Here is a 20,451-nt window from a genome sequence, read left to right as displayed (position 1 = left end):
CGTGGATTCTTTGTTTGGTGACGTACCCGAGGGTTTTCGTTCCGGTTTCGTGAGCTTCGTGGGCCGGCCCAATACGGGCAAGTCCACGCTGACGAATGCGCTGGTGGGACAGAAGATTGCCATCACTGCCAACCAGCCGGAGACGACCCGCCACCCCATTCGCGGCCTGGTGCACCGCCCGGACGCGCAGATCGTCGTGGTGGACACCCCGGGTCTGCACCGCCCGCGCACCCTGCTGGGCGAGCGGCTCAACGAGGTGGTGAAGGAGACCTACTCGGACGTCGACGTCATCGGATTGACCATCCCCGCGGACGAGAAGATCGGCCCCGGCGATCGCTGGATCTTGGACAACGTGCGTTCGGTGGCGCCGAATACCCGCATCATCGGCATCGTCACCAAGCTGGACAAGGCCTCCAAGGATCAGGTCGGCGCGCAGCTGCTGGCCCTGCACGAGATGCTCGCGGAGCACGACAAGGACGCCGTGGTCATTCCCGTCTCTGCCAAGGACGGTGTGCAGCTGGAGGAGCTCGTGGGTGTTATCCGTGATCACCTGCCGGAGGGCCCGAAGTTCTACCCGGACGATCACATCACCGACGATGACACCAACAAGCGCATCTCCGAGCTCATCCGCGAGGCCGCGCTGGCGGGCCTCAAGGACGAGCTACCGCACTCCGTGGCCGTGGAGGTGGACGAGATTCTGCCCAACGAGCACCGCGAGGGCGTCCTCGACGTGCACGCCATCATTTACGTGGAGCGCCCAGGCCAGAAGCTCATCATCGAGGGCAAGGAAGGTCGCCGCCTCACCCGCATCATGGGCACGGCACGCAAAGACATCATTGCCTTGCTGGGCCAGAACATCTACCTGGACCTGCGTATCAAGGTGCTAAAAAACTGGCAGTCCGATCCGAAGTCCTTGTCGCGCCTCGGTTTTTAGTTCGTTGATTCCGCCTCCAAAGTCAGTGTCTAACGAAAGGTCACGCACCCGCTGTGCCTAGGGAGTCATACCGCGATAGGGCGGTGGTGGTTCGCACCTACGATTTCGGCGAGGCCGATCGCGTCATCGTGCTGCTGACCCGCCACCACGGCCTGGTGCGTGGCGTGGCCAAGGGCGTGCGCCGTGCGAAGTCTCGCTTCGGTTCCCGGCTGCAACAGTTCGTGGCTTTAGACGTCCAGATTTACCCGGGCCGGGGCTTATCGACGATCACGTCTGCCGACACCGTTGCCTTCTACGGTTCCGGCATCATCGACGACTACGAGACGTACACCGCCGGGTGCGCGGTGCTGGAGACCGCGCAGCGCCTCGCTTATGAGGACACCGCAGTGGGCGAGAACGAGACGTACCTGTACGACGCGGTGGTGGCCACCTTCGCGCAGCTGCAGAGTGGGTCGCTGGCCGCGCAGAAGAACCCGGACGGCCCGGCGTTCCAGCCCACGGCGGAGCTGGACATGTTCTGCTTACAGGCGATGGCGCACGCCGGGTGGGCGCCGAGCCTTTTCAACTGCGCGGCGTGCGGGGAGCCCGGCCCGCACCACGCGTTCCACCCGGCGGTGGGCGGGGCGTCGTGTGTGCACTGCCGCCCGCAGGGCGCGGCCGAGGTGGATCCGGAGACGCTGCACCTGATGTGGCTGTGGGCCGGTGGGCACCGCGCCGCGGCCGCGCAGGTGCTCAGCAGCGCCCCGCACCTGGCCGCCGAGGCCCACCGCCTCACCACCGCCCACCTGCAGTGGCACCTGGAGCGCAAGGTCACCGCACTTAACGTGCGCGGCCACGCTTAAGCGTGTGTTCCTCATGCGCGCAGCGGCCGGTAAGGTAGGCGGGGTGACTATGCCCCACAACAATTCTGCTTCAGTTCAAGACTCCGCCGCGGCCGCTGTGTCGGCCGAACCTGGCATTACGCCGGAGGCGGGCCGAGTGCTGACTCCGCCGGAGATCCCGGCGGAGTTCTTGCCCAAACACATCGCCATCGTGATGGACGGCAATGGCCGCTGGGCGCAGAACCGTGGGCTGAAGCGCACGGAGGGCCACAAGCGCGGCGAGGCAGTGCTTCTCGACGTCGTAGACGCCTGCCTGGCTATGGGCATTCCGTACTTGTCCGCCTACGCGTTTTCCACGGAGAATTGGCGCCGCAGCCCCGAGGAGGTCCGCTTCCTCATGGGCTTTAACCGCGACGTGCTGCGCCGTCAGCGCGAGTGGCTCAATGAGCGCGGTGTGCGCGTGGTGTGGGTAGGCCGACGCCCGCGCCTGTGGCGCGCGGTCATCAAGGAATTGGAGGCGGCCGAGGAGCTGACCAAGAACAACACCACGATGACCCTGGCGATGTGTGTGAACTACGGCGGCCGTGCTGAAATCACCGACGGCGTGAAGGCGATCGCCAAAAAGATCGAGCGCGGCGAGCTCAAGCCGAGCCACATCACCGAGGACCTCATCACCTCGCACATGTATGACCCGACGATGCCGGACGTGGACTTGTTCCTGCGCCCGTCGGGAGAGAAGCGCACCTCCAACTTCATGCTGTGGCAGTCCGCCTACGCGGAGATGGTCTACCAGGACAAGCTGTTTCCGGACTACACACCGCAGGACCTCTTTGACGCGGTGGAAGAATACGCCAAGCGCGACCGGCGCTTCGGAGGAGTGAAGAAGTAGTGCCTACGAGCGAGGCCGTGCCTGAGTACCAGCCCACCCGCGCGCAAATTAACCGTTGGCGAAAGTACTTGGCCAACGAGCGTGCGGAGGCCGCGGTGTACCGCGAGCTTGCCGCGAAGAAGTCCGGCGAGGAGCGCGATATCCTCATGCGTCTGGCGGACTCGGAGTCGCGCCACGAGCAGTACTGGCGCGAGAAATTAGGCCCCTACGTGGGCATGCCACGGAAACCGGATCTGAACACGCAGTTCATGGGCTTTTTGGCCAAGCACTTCGGGTCGGTGTTCACGCTGGCGTTGATGCAGTCCGCGGAGGCGCGGACCCCGTACGTGCAAGACGCGGACGCCTCCGAGCAGATTGCTGCCGACGAGCGCGTGCACTCCGAGGTCGTGCGCGGATTGGCCACCCGCGGTCGCGAGAAGATGTCGGGCAACTTCCGCGCGGCGGTCTTCGGCGCCAATGACGGCCTCGTGTCCAACCTCGCGTTGGTGATCGGCGTGATGGGCTCCGGCATGGAAGCCCATTTGATCTTGCTCACGGGCATCTCCGGCCTGCTGGCCGGCGCGCTGTCCATGGCGGCGGGCGAGTATATCTCCGTGAAATCCCAGAACGAGCTGCTCGAAGCCTCCACTCCGGACGAGAGCGCGGGCGAGCTCGTGCATGCCCTCGACATGGACGCCAACGAGCTAGCGCTGGTCTACCGCGCCCGCGGCCTGTCGCAGGAGGACGCGGAGAACAAGGCGCGCGAAGTGTTCCAGAAGCTGCGTTCCGCCGATGAGGCAGACGAAGCAGTCAAGGATGCGCCGGTGGGCGCCGCGCCGTCGGCCGGCGAGCACGGCGTCATTGGTGAAGCGTGGTCCGCAGCCTTGTCCAGTTTCTGTTTCTTTGGTACCGGCGCGCTGATCCCTATCCTGCCGTATATCTTTGGCATGGAGACGCTGCCCGGCGCCATCGTGGCTATCATTCTGGTGTCGCTGGCCTTGATGTTTACCGGCGGCATCGTCGGCGTGCTCTCCGGCAAGCCACCGTTCGTGCGAGCTCTGCGCCAGTTGGCCATCGGTTTGGTTGCCGCGGGAGTGACCTACGTGTTGGGTCTGGCCTTCGGCGTGGCCGTGGGCTAGTTCTTCTTGGCGGCGCAGTCCGCGCAGGTGCCAAAGACTTCGGCGTCGTGGCCGGTCATCGTGAAGCCGTATTCATCGGCCACCTGCTGGGCCCAACGTTCGACGGGGCCGCCGTCAATTTCCTCGGTGCGGCCACACTCGGTGCACACCAAGTGGTGGTGATGGCCCTCGGAATCGCAGTGGCGGTACAGGGTTTCGCCGCCGGGCATGTGGAGCGCGTCCACCGCATCAATATCAACGAGGGACTGCAGCGTGCGGTACACCGTGGTGAGGCCGACCGAAAGGTCGCGGTCCTGGAGCTCCCGGTAGATGACTTTCGCGGAGGCGAAGTTGTCGAGTTCGCGCAGCACCTCAATGATTGCGGTGCGTTGCTTCGTGTTGCGCGTGCCTAGCTTGGGGATGCTCGAACTAATTGTGGACATAACCAAAATAGTATCAAGGAAGCCTCGCCACGGGCCTGCGTGGCGAAGCTAGAGGATCTGGTGGGCGAGCTCGCGGGCGTCGCCAATCAGCTTGAGGATCTCAGGGTGCTCGAGGTGGTACGTTACCTGGCGGCCGCGGCGTTCGAACGAGACGATCTGCGACTTCTTGAGCACGCGGAGGTGCTGGCTGATAAGCGGCTGCGATTTCTGCAGTTCCTGTACGAGCTCGTGGACGTAGTAGTCGCGCTCGGACAGCAGCGAGATGATGCGGAGGCGAAGCGGAGAGTCCAGGGCGCCGAGGAGTGTGGTCAGCGCTTCGCTGTCATCTTCCGGGCTGTCAGCCGCGGAAGAGGAGGGGTCATGCAACAACATTAAGGCTACCTTGAGAGTGAGAGAGTGAATCGATGAGAAAAGCTCTATGAAAGTTTAGCCAACAATTGTATAAATGCGTTAACCAATCGCCTTAAAATGGGGCGAAGATCTCGATTTTTCCCATCCTTCCCCGGCGTCCAAAGAGCGTGTATTGACGGTGAAAATATAAAGGTTTATTGGGGTAGACTCAATTAATTCCGCATGTCGTTGCGCCGACTGGGGTTTTGTGTTAATCCTCAATCTGAGGGGTCTCTTACTTTCTCCACCCATACATGGGGGTAGAGTGCAACGGGGTGCAAAGATGTATATATCTTTAGATTAATTATGTATATTAGATATCGGGGGTGGGCATCGGCTCGGGTGCCGGGCTTGCAGGCTAAAATGGGCACTCACACCGTAAAAGTTTTCAAGGGCTCAAGGAGTAATGCATCGTGGCGTCCGTCATTGATACCGTGGTTAACCTGTGCAAGCGTCGTGGTTTGGTTTACCAGGCAGGTGAGATCTACGGCGGTTCGCGCTCCGCGTGGGATTACGGTCCGCTGGGCGTTGAGCTCAAGGAAAACATCAAGCGCCAGTGGTGGCGCCACATGGTGCAGTCGCGTGACGACGTCGTGGGTATCGATTCCTCCATCATCCTTCCTCCGCAGGTGTGGGTGACCTCCGGCCACGTCGAGGTGTTCTCCGATCCTCTGGTGGAGTCTCTGTATACCCACAAGCGTTACCGGGCGGATCACCTGCTGGAGGCCTACGAAGAAAAACACGGCCACCCGCCGGCAAACGGCCTGGCGGATATCAACGATCCGGAGACCGGTCAGCCAGGTAACTGGACTGAGCCCAAGGCCTTCTCCGGTTTGATGAAGACCTACCTGGGTCCGGTCGATGACAAGGAAGGCATGCACTACCTGCGTCCGGAAACCGCGCAGGGCATCTTCGTGAACTTCAAGAACGTCATGACCTCCTCGCGCATGAAGCCGCCGTTCGGCATCGCCAACATCGGCAAGTCCTTCCGTAATGAGATCACCCCGGGCAACTTCATCTTCCGTACCCGCGAGTTCGAGCAGATGGAGATGGAGTTTTTCGTCAAGCCGGGCGAGGACGAGCAGTGGCACCAGTACTGGATCGATGATCGTTTCAACTGGTACGTGGACCTTGGCATCAAGAAGGAAAACTTGCGTCTGTACGAGCACCCCAAAGAGAAGCTGTCACACTACTCCAAGCGCACCGTGGACGTGGAGTACGCCTTCGGCTTCACCGGCTCCAAGTGGGGCGAGCTGGAAGGCGTGGCCAACCGCACTGATTACGACCTCCGGGTACACGCCGAGGGCTCCGGCGAGGATCTGTCTTTCTACGATCAGACCACCGAAGAGCGTTGGATTCCGTATACCATCGAGCCGGCTGCGGGTCTCGGCCGCTCCATGATGGCCTTCCTGGTAGACGCGTACCACGAGGAGGAGGTGCCCAATGCCAAGGGCGGCACCGACAAGCGCGTGGTGCTCAAGCTGGACCGTCGTCTGGCTCCGGTCAAGGTGGCCGTCCTGCCGCTGTCCAAGAAGGAAGAGCTGTCCACTCCGGCCAAGGAGTTGGCCGCCAAGCTGCGTCAGCACTGGAACGTGGACTTCGACGTCTCCGGCGCGATCGGTCGTCGCTACCGCCGCCAGGATGAAATCGGCACCCCGTTCTGCGTGACGGTGGACTTTGACACCCTGGAAGACAACGCGGTCACCGTGCGTGAACGCGACACCATGGAGCAGGAGCGCATCAAGCTCGACGAGCTGGAAGCATACCTGGCCGCCCGACTGATTGGTTGCTAATGTCTTTCACCTCCTGGGATCGCACGAAGCGCACCGTCCCCATCCTTCTGGAAGGCGACGGCCCGACGCAGCTGGGCATCTTCACGGACAAGACCGCGGAGGTCGCCGGGCAGACGTGGAAGCTGGATGTCAACCCTAAGTTGGGGGCTTCCGCCACGCTTGCCGACGATCGGGTCTTCCGCGCCGCCGGCAATCTCTCCCGCGACGACCGGATCGAAGTCTCACTGGACGGTCGCACCTTCGCGCTCATCAATGAAAACGCGGGCGACTGGATTATCGAGGACGCCGAGGAGAACAAGGTAGCGCAGTTTTCCTCCCGCAACTCCGGCGTGCGTAAGGCCATCGTCGAGTTCTCCGACGGCGCCATGGAGGAACTCGGCCAGGAAAACGTGGCGGCGCTGAGCTGGTTCGCCCGACTCGTGTTGGAATCCAAGCTGGGCGGGTCCTCCACCGCCATTATCGCGACATTGGTTTTTCTCTCTGCGGTCGCGGTCTTAGCGGTCCTGTTTTAAGCTTGCCTGTTGTGTCGAATACAGCAGGAATTTTCTCCGCGTCCCACCGCAACTTCCGCGGCGGGACGTGGCAGTGGCGCGAGAATGAATTCCTCGACGCCAACGGCGTCTCCGTGGCGCATGTCCGCTCAGATGTGATGAACGCGGGCAAGGAAAGCCTGCTGCTAGAAAACTCGCTGGCGCCCAACCGCATTCGCCTGCGTGGCACGACGAGCAAGGGCGAACTCTTTTCGCTCACGAACACTGGTTTCGGGGTGTCCCGGCTGGAGATCGTCTGCGCGAACCGGGCCTATACCGCCACACGGGTGAGCCCGTTCCGCAAGGAGCGCGTCATCTATTCCGCCGACGGCACCGTGGCCCGCACTCGCCCCAACGGGCGCGAACTGGACGTCATCGACGAGCCCGAGTACGCCGACGCGCCCACCCTCGACGTAGCGTTCACCACGTGGGGCTGCCTGCTTCTCGACGTCCCGTGGCGCACCACCAAAGCGTAGGCGCTCGAGCGTAGGCGTTCGAGCGCGGTTAGTAGGAACCGCCGCTGAAGCCACCGCCGCCACCGGAGAAGCCGCCTCCGCCGCCGAAGCCACCCCCACCAAAGCCGCCGCCGAAGCCGCCGGAATTGCCGCCGAGCATCTGGCCGATGACCATGCCGGTAAGGATATTGCCCGCGCTGTTGGAGAACTGCTGCGACTGCTGGCGGCGGCGGTAGCTATCAATGTCGTCCTGTGCACGTTGCAGGGCAGTAGCGGCCGCCGCGGAGGCGTTGCGCGCCGCGTCGAGCGCGCCCTGCGGCTGGGACTCGCGCAACTGTAGTGCCTGGGCGTGGTAGCGCTGGGCGTCGGCAAGCGCGGTGCGGGCGCCGGATCCGATGATGCGACGCCGGGAAGAAATGAGGTCCTCGGCCGCCTGGATTTGGGAGGCGGCGGAGTTCATTTGCTGCGCGAACAACGCGAGGATGCGGCCGTGCTCCCGGGTGGTCTCCCGTACGGGGTCGAGATGCTCGTCCACCTCGGCGTCCATGGCCACCAGCGCGTTGTACTGGCCCAACGGATCCTCGTTGGCGCTGGCCTGCGCGGTACGCAGCGCCTCCTGTGCCTTGGTGATGACCGCGCGCAAGGACTCCCAGTCCGCCTGAGTGCCCTGCTTGGCGCCCTGGTTTTCCAAGGTGCGTGCTTCCCGGATTTCCTCTTCGATTTCGGCGATGATGTCGCCGAGCCCGGCCTTGGCTTCCGCGATATTGGCCTCGGCGTTCTCCACGCCGCGCATGAGCTTATCGGCTAGCTGTGTGGCTTCCTCGGCGTTGCGGATGGCGGCGACCAACCCGCCCTGCTCGCCGGCCGGCTTCGCCTCGAGTTCGCGGGCGGTGGCCAGGTGCTTCTCGGCCTCGTCGAGAGCGACGACGGCCATCTCCGGATTGTCGGCGATGGTAGCCAGCGTCTTCTCCGGGTACTGGGAGCCCAACTGCTGCGCCTTGGCCTCCACCTGGGGCAGGCGGGTGCGCAGGTCCACGGTCTGCTGTGTGATCTCGGCGATCTTGGAGTCAGCGTTGATGAGCAGGCTGCGCATCTCCGCAAACTTCTCCGCTTCCTTATCCAGGGCCTCGTCGGCGGTGCCGCAGGAGGCGATGATGTCCAGCAACATGTGGCGGCGCTGCGGCTCGGTCTCCGGCACGGCGTCGTTGAGCTGCTGCTGGATGCGGAACGCGCGCTGCAGGGTGGTGGTCGAGTGGTTCATGGCCTTGGTGAACGGGCGGGTGCGTTCGGGGCCGAACTCCGCGGTGGTCAGGTCCAGTTCTTCCTTGCCGCGGCGGATGGATTCGTCCGTGGACACCAGCTCCTCGCTCGCGAGCTTCTCCAACGTTTCGGTATCTAGGCGGTTGAGACGATTAACGTCGCCGGGCGCGATCTCGCGCGCGGACTCCAAAGTGGCCGCCTGCTGCTTCTTGCGGCCGCGGCGTGAGGCCATCCACAGGCCACCGCCGGTCACAGCTACCGCGCCCAGGCCACCGGCGACCCACAGGCCGCCGTCCTCGCTGCCCGAACCGCCGGAGCTGCCCGAGCCGCCGCCGTTGAGCGCGACGTCGAGGGCCGCCAGTGCCGCACCGCCGCGCGCCTCGCTGGCCAGCTCGCTCTGCGCCGCGGAATCCATCTCCTCGCGCAGACCGCGTGGCCACTGATCACCGGTCTGGATGCCGTATTTGCGATCCTCCACCGTCACCAGCATGACGCCGGTGTTCGGGCCGCGGGAATCCACCACTTCGGAGGTGAACTCCTCGGCGCTCATACCGGGCAGCTCGTCCAGCACGACCACGTAGAAGATGACTTGGCGTTCTTGCTGCAGCTGCTTGATCTTCTGCTCAATCTGGGACTTCTCGCTGGCTGAGAGCACCCCGGCCTCGTCGGTCACCTTATCCGTAACCTGCGACGGATCCATCGCCTGCTTCGTACCCTGTGCCAGCACGGTAGCGGGCTTCACCGCCCCGGCTTCAACGCCCAGGGCGCAAGCGAGCGGGGCTCCGCTCAGGCTCAAGGCGGTGGCGGCGAAGGCGCCGGCCAGCAGCTGGTGACGGAGGCGTACACGAGACGTGGCGGAGAAGCGTTTCATATCATCTAAGACTACCGCGCAACCTGGCAGACTGGGGGAGGTGTACATCATCGTCTTAGGCACCGCGCAGTACGACGGCCGCCCGTCTCGCATCTTCGCCGCCCGCATCCGGCACGCGGCGGTGGTGCGCGAGCGCACCACCGCCAACCAATGGAGCGCCACCGCCGAGCAGGCGAGCACCACCGTCATCACCGTTGGCGGTAACCTGCCCGGAGATCGGTTTACGGAGGCGGGCGTCGCCAAGCGGGAGCTCGAGGCGCTCGGGGTGCGGAACGTGCACGCGGTGGCCGAGGGCAATGACACGCGAACCTCGCTGGAGGCGGCGCTGCGCGAGCATCCGGAACTTCTCGGCGCGCGCGTGGTCATCGTCACCGACCCGCTGCACCGCCCGCGCACGTGGCTCATCGCGCGGTCCCTGGGACTGCACGCACAGGTAACCGGCGCCCCGGAATGCCCCACGCGCTTTCCCACAGCAGCCTGGTGGCGCATGCTCGCCCACGAGGCCGGCGGGCTTCTCGTGTGGGCCGCGGAACAGGTAGTGGGCCGCGACCGTGCCACCGCGCTGCGCGAGCGCCTTCACGTCATCGAGGCATACATCCGCCCCTCGCGCCGCGCCCGCCACGAGGAGTTGGCGCGCCAGCGCCGGTCACAGCCCAGGTAGGGCCTAGAATAGGCGGCGATGAACCTATATTCGTATTCCTCTGCTGACGCCGCTCGTCTGCACTCCGAGGCACCGAAGGGCAGCAACTTCGCCGACGCTGACGCCGATCACCGCGGCGCCTTCTCCCGCGATCGTGCCCGCGTGCTCCACTCGGCCGCGCTGCGTCGGCTTGCGGACAAGACCCAGGTCGTCGGCCCGCGCGACGGCGATACCCCGCGCACCCGGCTCACACACTCGCTGGAGGTGGCGCAGATCGCCCGCGGTATCGGCTCCGGGCTGGGCCTCGACGCTGATCTGTGCGAGATGGCCGGGCTCACCCACGACATTGGCCACCCGCCGTACGGCCACAACGGCGAGAACGCGCTCAACGACGTCGCGGAGGAGTGCGGCGGCTTCGAGGGCAATGCGCAGACCCTGCGCATCCTCACGCGCCTGGAGCCGAAAGTGCTTGTCGACGACCCCGCACACCCCGGCCGCGACATTTCTTACGGTCTGAACTTGACGCGCGCCGCGTTGGACGCCGCGTGCAAGTACCCGCGCGTCAAGACCAACCCGGACGGCAGCATCAATCGCAAGTACGGCTGCTACGACGAGGACGCGCACTTGCTGGAGTGGATCCGCGACGGCCACGACGATGAGCGCCCCGCCATGGAGGCGCAGGCCATGGACTGGTCGGATGACATCGCGTATTCGGTGCACGACGTGGAGGACGGGATCGTCTCCGGCCGCGTGAACCTGGGCGTGCTGTGGGATTTGGTGGAGCTGGCGCAGCTGGCGGAGAAGGGCGCGAAGGCCTTTGGCGGCGACGCCGAGGCGCTGCTTGACGCCGCCGACTCCCTGCGGCAGCTGCCCGTGGTGGCCCGCGCGGCGGATTTTAACAACACCTTGCGCGGCTTCGTGGACTTAAAGCGCATGACCTCGGAGTTGGTGGGCCGCTACGTGGGCGCCACGGTCACCGCGACGCTGGAGGCGCATTCATCCTCCTCCGGCCAACCGCTGGGCCGCCAGCATGGCGATCTGGTGGTCCCGGAGCAGGCACTGGCGGAGGTGACGCTGCTCAAGGCCATCGCGGTGCTGTACGTCATGGACCTGCCCACGCACTTGGCCCGCCAGGATCGTCAGCGCGAGCGCATTTACCGCGTGTTTGATTACCTGACTGCGGGCGCGCCGGGCGCGCTGGACCCAATGTTTCGCATGTGGTGGCATCAGGCGGAAAGCGATGCCCAGCGGCAGCGCGTCATCATCGACCAGATCGCGTCCATGACCGAGTCGCGCCTCGAGCGCCTGGCCAAGCAGTCCGCGGAGCTCTCCGGATACTTCGGCTAGCAGCCCGGCCCTTCGGGCTTAATGATCCATTTCGCTACTAATACCGCGCTTTCTTACACGAAAACCTGTAAGCAAAACGGATCATTAGTAACACAATGCGTCATTAAGTATCCAGCCTCAACGCACCCAGCCTTAAGCGCACAAGCGCACGCCCACGTCAGCGAACACCTCGCGCAGCGCCGCGTCGTCGGCGGCAGGCAGGTGCCAGTCCGTAAACGTCACGCACTCCACGCCCAGCTCGCGCAGCCTGTCCGCCAGCGCGTCTAAGTTGCGCACCGCCTGCTCACCTGACAGCGTCGCGAACACGTCCGCGCGCCCGGCCACATGTTCCGTCACCAACATGACGTTATCCTTCCGCATCTGGGATCTCACAGAAGCTCTCGTAGTGGTCGTTGGTGTAGTACCAGACCTCCGGGTCGGTCTCCGTGCCGCCGCCGGTGACAATCCGTCGTGCCCCGCGGTGGTTCAGGCCCGGCGTATCCACCGTGTATTCGCGGTAGTAGTTCTTGGACTCCTTGGGCAGCACGCCTTCGTAGTTGCCAAAGCGCTTGTTGTCGTTGTCCGGGTGGTCGTATGGCCCGCCCGCGAGGATGTCGTCGGCTGTGTCCTCCGCCTCGTCGGGCAGGGTGTCCAGGGCGCATTTGTCAAGCCCGCTTGCCGACGCCGCGCTACTCGCCGCCACCTGCTTCGTCGCCGTCGCAGCGTCGCCGCCGGAGCTCCCGCCCGTGCCCGAGCCGCCCAGCCCGTCAATGCCGAGGTAGGAGCCTATCGCCGCCAGCGCCAGAACGCCCAGCGTGGCCAGCACGCCTGTGGAGCGTCCACCGTTGTTGTTGCCTTGTCCCATGCTTATTCATCCTGCCATGAGGGCAGAAGTGTTACGGACTAGCCTAGGAACTGCGCGCCCATACCCAGCGCGGCCAGCAGCGCGACGATGACCGCCACGATGATGCCGATGCCGCCGCCGGAGGAGCCGCTCGGCGGGTTGACCACGGAGGTCTCGGACTGGACGGCGCGGGTGGAATCCGCGGTGACCACGCCGCCGCGGATGAAGCGCGGGGTGAACGTCAGCGTGGTGGAGCCGACTTTCCGTCCGATGAAGTGCGTGGAGGTGGCTTCTACGATCTCCGCGTCTGCGCTGGTCAGTTCGCCGGAGACGCGTACGTGCCCCGCGTACATCCGGGAATCGGCGTAGGGGGAGCGCATCTCTTGCATGCGCATGGCGTTGCCCACCGTGATCGTGCCGGGCACGCTCAGCGGCTGGGTGTCCAGCCAGCTTTCAGGTACCGCGACGGCCACGGCGACCTCGCCGTTGCGCTTGCCCAGCTCGCTGGTGCCGCTGGCTTCTTGAGAGGAGCCGGACCACTGGTACATGGTGTTGGGATCAGCAGCGTGCTGTGCGGTGGCGGCGGCGAAGCTCTTGATGCTTGGGTGGAGCAGCCAGTACATGTGTCCGCCGGCGGCGTAGTTGCCGCGCGCCGCCATGAGTGGGGCGTACTCGTCGTCAAAGGAGCGCGCGCCGCGCATGCCGAGATTCTCTGCGGTCCAAGAGTCGTAGTCGCCGCGGAAGGTGTCAAAGGCCGTGTTGCTTTCCTCGCCGGTGGGGCGCTCGTGGGCGAAGTGTACGCCTGCCTCGGTGGCGCGCTGTACGGCGCCGGCCTCGAGGGCGGGGTTCCATTCGACGGCCAGGTAGTCGTCGAGTGAGCTGATGCCGTGCGTCGCCGCGAACTCGCGCAGCGGCACTCCGTCGAGGTAGGCGTTCGGGTCGTTCCACGCTTTGGTGCGCAGCGCGCGCATGTGGTCCTCGGTCTCGCGACGCGCGGAGTCTTGGTCGATGCGGACGGTGCGGATGGTGGCCAGCCCGTCGGGGAGATTCTCTGCCACGTCCGCGCCCAGCGCCGCGGCGTCCACCGTGCTGCCAGCAAGCGGGGTGGCGTCAGTGACGCCCACGGGGAAGGTGAAGTTGGTGTCCACGTCCTGCGCCTGGGCGACGCTCGCGCCTCCCAGAGTCAGTGCGGTGGTCAGCAGGGCAGCGGTGAAGCGTCGCATCATGTCCAGGTCCTTGTCAGTTAAAAATCAGTGCCAGTACAGTTTATCCTGCCGTCGAGCCGATTTCACCCGGGGTAGTAGAATGACACAGCATGGCACGAGGCAGAATTCCGGACAGCGATATCCATGCGATTCGCGATCGTGCACCCATCGAGGAGATCGTCGGCGAGTACGTTCAGCTCAAGCCCGCGGGGCACGACTCACTCAAGGGGCTCTCCCCGTTCAAAGACGAGAAGACTCCCTCCTTCCACGTCCGCCCACAGCGCGGCTACTACCACTGTTTCTCCACCGGCAAGGGCGGGGACGTGTTCAGCTTCCTCATGGAGATGGAGCAGCTGTCCTTTCCGGAGGCCGTGGAGGCCGTGGCGCAGAAGATCGGCTACAACATCACCTACCAGGGTGGCAGCACCGGCGCCCGGGATGAAAAGCCCGGCACCCGCCGCCGGCTCATCGAGGTCAACAAGGCCGTCCACGAGTTCTACCGCCAGCAGCTGGAGACCCCGCAGGCGCAGAAGGCCCGCGAGTTCCTCTTAGACCGCGGTTTCAGCCGCGATCTCATCTACGAGTTTGAGTGCGGCTACGCCCCCGACGGCTGGGATACCGCCACCAAGCACCTGTTGCGCAAGGGCTTCAGCTTTGAGGAGTTGGATGCCGCGGGCATTTCCAAGATGGGCAAGCGCGGGCCCATTGATCGCTTCCACCGCCGCCTGCTGTGGCCCATTAAGGACCTGTCCGGCAACGTCATTGGTTTCGGCGCCCGCAAACTCTTCGATGACGACAAAATGGGCAAGTACATGAACACCTCGGACACCATGCTGTACAACAAGTCCAAGGTGCTCTTCGGCCTCGACTTGGCCAAGAAGAACATCGCGGAGCAGCGGCAGGCCGTCATCGTGGAGGGCTACACGGACGTCATGGCTATGCACGCCGCGGGCGTGAAAACCGCCGTGGCCAGCTGCGGCACCGCCTTCGGCGGGGATCACCTCCAGATGGTGCGCCGCCTCATGCTCGATGACAGCTACTTTAACGGCGAGCTCATTTACACCTTCGATGGCGACGAGGCCGGGCAGAAGGCCGCCATGCGCGCCTTCGAGGGTGAGCAGAAGTTCACCGGCCAGTCCTTCGTGTCGGTCGCCCCGGACGGCATGGACCCCTGCGACTTGCGCTTGGAGCGTGGCGACGCCGCGGTCCGCGACCTGGTGGCCGATCGCATCCCGATGTTCGAGTTCGTCATCCAGTCCCTGCTCAGCGAGCACCGCCTGGACACCGCGGAGGGACGCCTGCAGGCTTTACGACGCACCGTGCCCATCGTCGCCGACATTCGCGATCGCCCACTCCAGTCCGAATACGCCCGCCGCCTGGCCGGCTGGGTCGGCTGGCCGGACACAGACGAAGTGCTACAGCAGGTGCGCGCCGCTGCCCGGCGCCCTAAGAAGCCTTCCAAGCAGGACCAAATGCGGGCCCGGCGGGCGCAGCTGGACGTCGATAAGCAACAGGCAGCGGATGCCTATGTGCCGGCGCTGATTCCGCCGAGCCCGAACGAGACGCACCTGTGGCCGCAGCGCGAGTCGCTGAAGCTGGCGCTGCAGATGCCCGCGATTGCTGGCAGCTACTTTGACGGTATTGGCCCAGAGTCCTATTCCAACGATGCCTATCGGACGGTGCGCCAGGCGATTGCGGACATCGGCGGCGTCTCCGCGGGCGCCAGCATGCCGACGGTCGATTGGATCGCCGCCGTCGCGGGGGAGATGCGGGACCTTTCGGCCCGCAACTTCGTCTCGGAGCTGGCCGTGGAACCCATCCTGCCCGGCACCCGCGAGGAGGAGGCCAACGATCGTTCCTACTGGGAGAAGTACTGCGACGTGGTGCTCTCGCGCCTGCAGGAAACCCTGGTCAGCGACCAGATTGCGCAGCTAAAATCCCAGCTGCAGCGCATGCGCCCGTCCGACGACCAGCAGGCCTACAACGCCCTGTTTGCGGACATCCTCGCCCTGGAGAAGAACCGCCAGGAGCTGCTGGCGCGGGCGTTTCGGAACTAGTCCTCGTCTGGCTCGTAAATGCGGTCCTGGCCCTCGACCTGATTGTTCTTGCCCACAAAGCGGCCGACGCCGCGTCCGCTGCGGTGATCCTTGATCTCGCGCATGCGCGGCTGCGGGTCGAGCTTATTAGCCAGTGCGCGGCGGGACGCGTCCAGGGCAGACTTGGTGACGGGGGAGTTGATGGTCTTCTCATAAGCGCCCTTGATCTGGTGGAAGCGCTTGCGCCCCGCCTTCGTGCCCATGACGTAGCCCGCGGCCGCACCGATGATGAATTGGTACATGAAAGATTGACTCCCTTTGACGTGTGCTGGGTCCCGTAACGGTTATCCAGCCTACCTGTTGGCATCGGGCGAGAGTTCACACTGACTACCTGAATAGATTCTCACTTTTCGTACACTGTAAAACCGCAGCTACTCGGCTAAACTGTTCACGACCCATTCTCTATCATTCTCAAGGAGATCAATGACTTCCGCGAACAAGCCAAAGATCATGACGGTCTATGGCACGCGCCCCGAAGCGATCAAGGTCGCCCCGGTAATCAAGGCTTTGGATGCCGACGAGCGCTTCGAGTCAGTGGCTGTGTCCACCGGCCAGCACAAGGAGATGCTGGAGCAGGTGAACACCATGTTTGGCATCACCCCGGCCCACGACCTTGGCTTGATGAAGCCAGGCCAGTCGCTGAACGAGATCGTGTCCCGCGCCATCTCAGGGCTGGACGCAGTCATTGAGCAGGAGAACCCGGACGTCATTATTTCCCAGGGCGATACCTCCACCGCTATGGCCGCCGCGCTGGCGGGTTTCCACCGTGGCGTGAAGATCGTCCACCTGGAGGCTGGCCTGCGCACCGGCGACATCCTGTCTCCGTTCCCGGAAGAGGCCAATCGACGCATCATCGGCCAGGTGGCCGCGCTGCACTTGGCACCAACTTCCGGTTCTATGGAGAACCTCCGCAAGGAGAACTTCCGCTCCAAGGACATCGTCGTCACCGGCAACACCGTCATTGACGCCCTTCTGGAGGCGGCGTCGTGGGACACCACCTTCGCGGATCCGAAGCTGGAAGAAGCCGCTGCGACCGACAAGCGTATCGTGCTGGTCACCACCCACCGCCGTGAGAACCTCCACGCGATGAAAGAGATCGGCGGCGCTGTGCAGGACCTGGCGAATGAATACGCCGACCACATCTTCGTGCTCCCGCTGCACCTGAACCCCAAGGTCCGTGAGACAGTGATGCCGATGATTGAGGAGCTGCCTAACGTCATCATCACCGACCCGCTGCCTTATGACCAGTTCACCAAGCTCATGAACCGCGCAACGCTGGTGCTCACTGACTCCGGCGGAGTCCAGGAGGAGGCCCCGTCCCTGGGCAAGCCTGTCCTCGTCATGCGCGAGAACACCGAGCGCCCGGAGGCGGTTGTGGCCGGCACCGTCAAGCTGGTGGGTACTAACCGCCGTCTCATCGTGGCCGAGTCCAAGCTGCTCCTCGACGACGAGGTTGCCTACAAGGCCATGGCCAACGCCGTGAACCCCTACGGCGACGGCAAGGGTGCCGCCCGCTCCGTCGCGGCTATTGCAGAGCTGCTCGGGGTAGGAGAGCGCATCGAGGATTTTGACCCCGAAGCCTAATCGGGGTTAAGTAAAGAAAAAGGGGATGCGGACATTTTTGAGGAATGTTCAGAGTAGCAGTTCGCGCCTGCGTTGATTGATGCTTAATCCATCGAACTCAAGCTTGATTCTATGTTCGTTATAGAAGCCAACATATTCATGAATTGCTTGCTCCAATTCATCACAATGGGGCCACTTACGTCCATAGAACATCTCATTTTTCATTCTGCCGAACAATCCCTCGCACGCTGAATTGTCGGGTGAACATCCCTTCTTCGACATCAAACGCGTAAAGCCGATGTCCTGTGAGGCTTGAATCCAACTGTTGCCCCGAAAATGGCAACCTCGATCGGAATGGATTACTAATTTTGCGGGGTCTGGCGGTGCATTATTTTCAAGCGCCTGCTTCAGACAGTCGTCGGCAAGCTGCTGATTAGGGTGTCGGCGCGTTGTTGCCCCGACAATCTTTCCATCGAAACAGTCCACTAACGCCGAGAAGTATTTTTCCCGTCATCAGCAGGAAACTCGGAAATATCCGTCAACCACAGTAAACCCGGCGCTTCGGCATGAAAATTTCGTTTAACCAGATTCGGTGGGGCATCCTAAATCTCACCACGATAGGACAAATAGCGACGCCTTTTCTTCACGTAGCGCACCGTGAGTCCTTTGGTAGAGATGATTCGACGCACGACTTTCTCCCTGACCTTGATACCCAGTTTCTTCAGCTGGATCCATACGCGACGATATCCATAGCTGAATCCAGAATGCTCGACGATTTTGGTTACCACCTCTGTCAGTTCTGCATATTTTGACGGGCCATTTAGGGCTTTGAGCTGGTAATAGAAGCTGGATGAAGAAAGACCAACAATGTCGAGCAACAACGACATTGGAAAAGAAGACCGTAACGCATCGACCACAATGGCTTTGAACTTGTTACTGAGGTTGGCAGGGGCGATGCTGTCGTCTTTTTTAATGCTTCCAGTTCTTTCTCTAACATGGTCTTTCCGCTGATAGGCGTGCTGCCAGCTTCTTGAGTTCAGCCGCATCATCTGGAAGCGATTTCTCAAAGGCTTTACGAGTGACAATGCCGGCAGACTGTTTGCGTTCAGTTGCGCTCATCAAGCCCCACCTTTCTTCTTCGCGGAATCGTTGGGCCCAAGCGTAGACGCTCTTTTTCGAGTTCAGCGAAAGCTCAGATGCGATGGCGTCAGGAGACATACCGGCGGTGAAGAGCTCAACGGCTTTGAGCTTTGTCGCAAGTGGGTAGCGCTTTAAGGTCGTACGCCGAATGGGGGCAGCTGGGGGTTCATCACGCTCTCTGATCCATCGATGGAGTGTCCAACGGCCTGGGTAGCCCAACTCACGAACGGTCTTGGTAGCAGATTGTGTTCTATCGAATACTTCTAATGCCTTGAGCCGCTGGGCATCTGTGTATCGCACGTTAGTCATACGGGAAATCCTCCAAGATTTCGTCCGAATGCCCTTCTTGCTACTTAACCCGAGATTTACGGCAATGAAAACGAGAAACCCCCGCTGTGAACGGCGGGGGTTTGTTGCTCCTCCAACTGGGCTCGAACCAGTGACCCTTCGATTAACAGTCGAATGCTCTGCCAACTGAGCTATGGAGGAATATTTTGGGGCAGTTTTCCTTATTGTACTTTCTGTTCCGCAACGAGAACTAACTATATATCCCATCTCTGTAGGTTTACAAATCGCCTGGTACAAGCCATTTCTGTTAGTTGTAGATAATGGGATGTTTGATGGTGGAATTAGAGGGCCCAGCGTCGGGAGGGGGGCACCCCAGTGTAATATGAATGCACAGAACAATTCTGAGAAAGGAATTCGTGGTTTCAGTGACAGGTGCAACGGCTGAGTTTGAAAAAGTTTGTGTAGTCGGCTTGGGTTATATCGGTTTGCCGACTGCCGCTTTCATTGCGTCAAAGGGCGTGCCGGTGGTTGGTGTAGATGTCAACCCTAGAACGGTGGAGTTGATTAATGACGGCCAAGTGCCCTTTTTTGAGCCGGGCTTTGACGTGCTCATGGAAAAAGTGGTCAAAGAAGGTCTTTTGACTGCCCAGTCCACTCAAATATCGGCGGATGCGTACATCATCTGTGTACCTACTCCTTTTATGGGAGGCTACGCCGTAGATACCAAGTACATCGATTCCGCTGTTGAAGCCATTGCCCCTTTCTTGGAACCGGGAGCTCTAGTGGTATTGGAATCTACGGTTCCGCCGAAAACTACCGAATCGATGGCTTCCAAGATCATTGAGCTGCGGCCAGATCTGACTTTGGATGATAGCCAGGAGAACGCTATTTTTGTCGCACACTGTCCCGAAAGGGTTCTTCCTGGGCGGATCATGGAAGAGATGGAAAGCAACGATAGGGTAATTGGTGGGCTGACTGATAAAGCTACTGAGCTTGCTGTTGCTTTGTATTCTACGTTCTGTTCTGCGGAGCTGCTCAAGACCGATGCAACCACTGCTGAAATGGCCAAGCTAACGGAAAATTCTTTCCGAGATGTGAACATTGCATTCGCTAATGAACTGTCCATTATCAGTGACAAACTCGGCATTGACGTATGGGAATTGATCGATCTTGCGAATCATCATCCACGTGTTAACATCCTTCAACCCGGCCCAGGTGTAGGAGGGCATTGCATCGCGGTTGATCCTTGGTTCATCGTGTCTGCTGTGCCCGAAGAAGCTCGCATAATCAAGACTTCACGACTGATTAACGACGAGAAGCCTAATTGGGTCATAAGGAAAGTTCTTGAAGCTGTAAACGGGGAGACCTCGCCAGTGATTGCAGCACTTGGTATTGCATTCAAGAACGATATTGATGACCTGAGGGAGTCCCCGTCTCTGGAAATTGTACGGAGCCTGGCGGAGGATAACCCCAAGTTCGATATTCGAGTCGTGGAACCCAACATTAGTGAGCTTCCCGCGAAGCTAGAAGCTCAAGACAATGTTTCCCTTCAGTCAATGGATCGCGCTATTGAAGCTGCGGACTTGGTAGTTCTTTTGGTTAATCATAAGCAGTTTGTAGCCTTGGATAAGAGTAAACTCGCTGGTAAAAAGGTTATCGATACCAAGGGCGTTTGGGCTTAAGCGATATGGATGAGGGGTGTGGAGCATTTTTGTTTTTGCTTCACTCTCCGTATACTTACCCGTTGAGGAATCCAAAGGGGCTATAGCTCAGTCGGTTAGAGCTACGGACTCATAATCCGTTGGTCCCGGGTTCGAGCCCCGGTGGCCCCACCAACTTGTATTCTCTATAGTCTATCATCGACAA

The 20,451-nt window shown here is 61.9% G+C and carries 22 protein-coding genes, 2 tRNA genes and 1 pseudogene; 13 read left to right on the top strand and 12 right to left on the bottom strand.

Translation table 11 applies throughout. The features are described from left to right. Position 1 precedes the first annotated feature (1 nt). The 4 genes from era to H0194_RS02795 are packed head-to-tail and all read left to right on the top strand — an operon-like array spanning position 2 to position 3,762. Positions 2-934 (top strand): GTPase Era, encoded by a 933-nt coding sequence (era, locus tag H0194_RS02810; RefSeq protein ID WP_246389028.1) that lies wholly within the window; start codon positions 2-4, stop codon positions 932-934. A 53-nt stretch (positions 935-987) separates the two neighbouring features. Further along, positions 988-1,776, top strand: a complete 789-nt coding sequence (gene recO / locus H0194_RS02805; RefSeq protein WP_185176349.1) for a DNA repair protein RecO — start codon at positions 988-990, stop codon at positions 1,774-1,776. Positions 1,777-1,825: 49 nt separating this feature from the next. Then, the gene (locus tag H0194_RS02800) at positions 1,826-2,644 is read left to right on the top strand and encodes an isoprenyl transferase (RefSeq protein ID WP_185176840.1); all 819 of its coding nucleotides are present in this window, start codon (positions 1,826-1,828) and stop codon (positions 2,642-2,644) included. A 17-nt stretch (positions 2,645-2,661) separates the two neighbouring features. Next, positions 2,662-3,762: a VIT1/CCC1 transporter family protein gene (locus H0194_RS02795; RefSeq protein ID WP_185176841.1), complete on the top strand. Its 1,101-nt coding sequence runs from the start codon at positions 2,662-2,664 to the stop codon at positions 3,760-3,762. Here the strand turns inward: H0194_RS02795 and H0194_RS02790 are convergent. Both H0194_RS02790 and H0194_RS02785 read right to left on the bottom strand, forming a co-directional pair. Then, a complete protein-coding gene (locus tag H0194_RS02790; protein WP_185176348.1) occupies positions 3,759-4,184 on the bottom strand; it encodes a Fur family transcriptional regulator in 426 nt (141 codons plus the stop codon). The genes H0194_RS02795 and H0194_RS02790 overlap by 4 nt on opposite strands. Before the next feature lie 48 nt (positions 4,185-4,232). Then, positions 4,233-4,556, bottom strand: coding sequence for an ArsR/SmtB family transcription factor (locus H0194_RS02785; RefSeq protein WP_185176347.1), 324 nt, complete (start codon positions 4,554-4,556; stop codon positions 4,233-4,235). Positions 4,557-4,987: 431 nt separating this feature from the next. Between H0194_RS02785 and H0194_RS02780 the strand changes: the two genes are divergently transcribed. From H0194_RS02780 to H0194_RS02770, 3 genes are read left to right on the top strand one after another with little or no spacing between them, the layout of a single operon-like run. Continuing rightward, entirely contained in the window at positions 4,988-6,367 is a 1,380-nt protein-coding gene (locus tag H0194_RS02780; RefSeq protein WP_185176346.1) for a glycine--tRNA ligase, read from the top strand. Then, on the top strand, positions 6,367-6,879 hold the full coding sequence (locus H0194_RS02775) for a hypothetical protein (protein ID WP_185176345.1): 513 nt from the start codon (positions 6,367-6,369) through the stop codon (positions 6,877-6,879). Before H0194_RS02780 ends, H0194_RS02775 begins: the two co-directional genes overlap by 1 nt. A gap of 11 nt (positions 6,880-6,890) precedes the next feature. Continuing rightward, the gene (locus tag H0194_RS02770; RefSeq protein WP_185176344.1) at positions 6,891-7,373 is read left to right on the top strand and encodes a hypothetical protein; all 483 of its coding nucleotides are present in this window, start codon (positions 6,891-6,893) and stop codon (positions 7,371-7,373) included. A 28-nt stretch (positions 7,374-7,401) separates the two neighbouring features. Here the strand turns inward: H0194_RS02770 and H0194_RS02765 are convergent, their stop codons facing one another. Next, positions 7,402-9,483, bottom strand: coding sequence for a TPM domain-containing protein (locus H0194_RS02765; protein ID WP_185176343.1), 2,082 nt, complete (start codon positions 9,481-9,483; stop codon positions 7,402-7,404). Positions 9,484-9,523: 40 nt separating this feature from the next. On the opposite strand from H0194_RS02765, the gene H0194_RS02760 reads away from it, so the two are divergent. Both H0194_RS02760 and H0194_RS02755 read left to right on the top strand, forming a co-directional pair. Next, positions 9,524-10,144, top strand: a complete 621-nt coding sequence (locus H0194_RS02760; protein ID WP_246389024.1) for a YdcF family protein — start codon at positions 9,524-9,526, stop codon at positions 10,142-10,144. 18 nt (positions 10,145-10,162) lie between these two features. After that, complete coding sequence (locus H0194_RS02755; RefSeq protein ID WP_185176342.1) at positions 10,163-11,470, top strand: deoxyguanosinetriphosphate triphosphohydrolase; 1,308 nt, start codon at positions 10,163-10,165, stop codon at positions 11,468-11,470. 132 nt (positions 11,471-11,602) lie between these two features. Here H0194_RS02755 and H0194_RS02750 read toward each other — a convergent pair whose 3' ends face one another. From H0194_RS02750 to H0194_RS02740, 3 genes are read right to left on the bottom strand one after another with little or no spacing between them, the layout of a single operon-like run. Further along, on the bottom strand, positions 11,603-11,812 hold the full coding sequence (locus H0194_RS02750; protein ID WP_185176341.1) for a hypothetical protein: 210 nt from the start codon (positions 11,810-11,812) through the stop codon (positions 11,603-11,605). Positions 11,813-11,816: 4 nt separating this feature from the next. Next, positions 11,817-12,314 carry a guanyl-specific ribonuclease gene (locus H0194_RS02745; RefSeq protein WP_185176340.1) on the bottom strand — a complete coding sequence of 166 codons (498 nt, stop codon included), beginning with the start codon at positions 12,312-12,314 and terminating at the stop codon, positions 11,817-11,819. 38 nt (positions 12,315-12,352) lie between these two features. Beyond that, positions 12,353-13,519 (bottom strand): hypothetical protein, encoded by a 1,167-nt coding sequence (locus tag H0194_RS02740; protein ID WP_185176339.1) that lies wholly within the window; start codon positions 13,517-13,519, stop codon positions 12,353-12,355. 89 nt (positions 13,520-13,608) lie between these two features. Here H0194_RS02740 and dnaG point away from each other — a divergent pair, with 89 nt between their 5' ends. Continuing rightward, positions 13,609-15,555 (top strand): DNA primase, encoded by a 1,947-nt coding sequence (dnaG, locus tag H0194_RS02735; protein ID WP_185176338.1) that lies wholly within the window; start codon positions 13,609-13,611, stop codon positions 15,553-15,555. Here dnaG and H0194_RS02730 read toward each other — a convergent pair. Then, complete coding sequence (locus tag H0194_RS02730; protein ID WP_185176337.1) at positions 15,552-15,836, bottom strand: hypothetical protein; 285 nt, start codon at positions 15,834-15,836, stop codon at positions 15,552-15,554. The two genes, dnaG and H0194_RS02730, sit on opposite strands and share 4 nt — an antisense overlap. A 181-nt stretch (positions 15,837-16,017) precedes the next feature. Here H0194_RS02730 and wecB point away from each other — a divergent pair, with 181 nt between their 5' ends. Beyond that, positions 16,018-17,178 carry a non-hydrolyzing UDP-N-acetylglucosamine 2-epimerase gene (gene wecB, locus H0194_RS02725; protein ID WP_185176336.1) on the top strand — a complete coding sequence of 387 codons (1,161 nt, stop codon included), beginning with the start codon at positions 16,018-16,020 and terminating at the stop codon, positions 17,176-17,178. 48 nt (positions 17,179-17,226) lie between these two features. On the opposite strand, the gene H0194_RS11140 is transcribed toward wecB, so the two are convergent. The 5 genes and pseudogenes from H0194_RS11140 to H0194_RS02715 all read right to left on the bottom strand — a co-directional run bounded on the left by H0194_RS11140 (position 17,227) and on the right by H0194_RS02715 (position 18,786). Continuing rightward, positions 17,227-17,439, bottom strand: a complete 213-nt coding sequence (locus H0194_RS11140) for an IS3 family transposase (RefSeq protein ID WP_425486453.1) — start codon at positions 17,437-17,439, stop codon at positions 17,227-17,229. After that, positions 17,437-17,649, bottom strand: a pseudogene (locus H0194_RS11135) (DDE-type integrase/transposase/recombinase); the annotation flags it as partial. The pseudogene H0194_RS11135 and the gene H0194_RS11140, both read right to left, overlap by 3 nt. A gap of 110 nt (positions 17,650-17,759) precedes the next feature. Then, entirely contained in the window at positions 17,760-18,242 is a 483-nt protein-coding gene (locus H0194_RS10935) for an IS3 family transposase (protein ID WP_246389022.1), read from the bottom strand. Next, positions 18,148-18,606 carry a terminase gpP N-terminus-related DNA-binding protein gene (locus H0194_RS11130; RefSeq protein ID WP_425486444.1) on the bottom strand — a complete coding sequence of 153 codons (459 nt, stop codon included), beginning with the start codon at positions 18,604-18,606 and terminating at the stop codon, positions 18,148-18,150. Before H0194_RS11130 ends, H0194_RS10935 begins: the two co-directional genes overlap by 95 nt. Positions 18,607-18,713: 107 nt before the next feature. Then, positions 18,714-18,786: transfer RNA gene (locus tag H0194_RS02715), tRNA-Asn, on the bottom strand. A gap of 215 nt (positions 18,787-19,001) precedes the next feature. Between H0194_RS02715 and wecC the strand changes: the two genes are divergently transcribed. Together wecC and H0194_RS02705 are read left to right on the top strand one after the other, a co-directional pair. Beyond that, the gene (gene wecC, locus H0194_RS02710) at positions 19,002-20,267 is read left to right on the top strand and encodes a UDP-N-acetyl-D-mannosamine dehydrogenase (protein ID WP_425486443.1); all 1,266 of its coding nucleotides are present in this window, start codon (positions 19,002-19,004) and stop codon (positions 20,265-20,267) included. A gap of 76 nt (positions 20,268-20,343) precedes the next feature. After that, positions 20,344-20,420, top strand: a tRNA-Ile gene (locus H0194_RS02705). The last annotated feature ends 31 nt before the right edge of the window (positions 20,421-20,451 follow it).

It is taken from the genome of Corynebacterium incognita, from assembly GCF_014217255.1.
Taxonomy (GTDB): domain Bacteria; phylum Actinomycetota; class Actinomycetes; order Mycobacteriales; family Mycobacteriaceae; genus Corynebacterium; species Corynebacterium incognitum.
This window is presented reverse-complemented; position numbering and strand designations above follow the sequence as displayed.

Bases quoted from the DNA above. Each gene is read 5' to 3' on its own strand.
- H0194_RS02800 (WP_185176840.1), top strand. From the start codon at position 1,826: ATGCCCCACAACAATTCTGCTTCAGTTCAAGACTCCGCCGCGGCCGCT.
- H0194_RS02790 (WP_185176348.1), bottom strand. From the start codon at position 4,184: ATGTCCACAATTAGTTCGAGCATCCCCAAGCTAGGCACGCGCAACACG.
- H0194_RS02785 (WP_185176347.1), bottom strand. From the start codon at position 4,556: ATGTTGTTGCATGACCCCTCCTCTTCCGCGGCTGACAGCCCGGAAGAT.
- H0194_RS02775 (WP_185176345.1), top strand. From the start codon at position 6,367: ATGTCTTTCACCTCCTGGGATCGCACGAAGCGCACCGTCCCCATCCTT.
- H0194_RS02765 (WP_185176343.1), bottom strand. From the start codon at position 9,483: ATGAAACGCTTCTCCGCCACGTCTCGTGTACGCCTCCGTCACCAGCTG.
- H0194_RS02755 (WP_185176342.1), top strand. From the start codon at position 10,163: ATGAACCTATATTCGTATTCCTCTGCTGACGCCGCTCGTCTGCACTCC.
- H0194_RS02750 (WP_185176341.1), bottom strand. From the start codon at position 11,812: ATGTTGGTGACGGAACATGTGGCCGGGCGCGCGGACGTGTTCGCGACG.
- H0194_RS02745 (WP_185176340.1), bottom strand. From the start codon at position 12,314: ATGGGACAAGGCAACAACAACGGTGGACGCTCCACAGGCGTGCTGGCC.
- H0194_RS02740 (WP_185176339.1), bottom strand. From the start codon at position 13,519: ATGATGCGACGCTTCACCGCTGCCCTGCTGACCACCGCACTGACTCTG.
- dnaG (WP_185176338.1), top strand. From the start codon at position 13,609: ATGGCACGAGGCAGAATTCCGGACAGCGATATCCATGCGATTCGCGAT.
- H0194_RS02730 (WP_185176337.1), bottom strand. From the start codon at position 15,836: ATGTACCAATTCATCATCGGTGCGGCCGCGGGCTACGTCATGGGCACG.
- wecB (WP_185176336.1), top strand. From the start codon at position 16,018: ATGACTTCCGCGAACAAGCCAAAGATCATGACGGTCTATGGCACGCGC.
- H0194_RS11140 (WP_425486453.1), bottom strand. From the start codon at position 17,439: ATGTCGAAGAAGGGATGTTCACCCGACAATTCAGCGTGCGAGGGATTG.
- H0194_RS11130 (WP_425486444.1), bottom strand. From the start codon at position 18,606: ATGACTAACGTGCGATACACAGATGCCCAGCGGCTCAAGGCATTAGAA.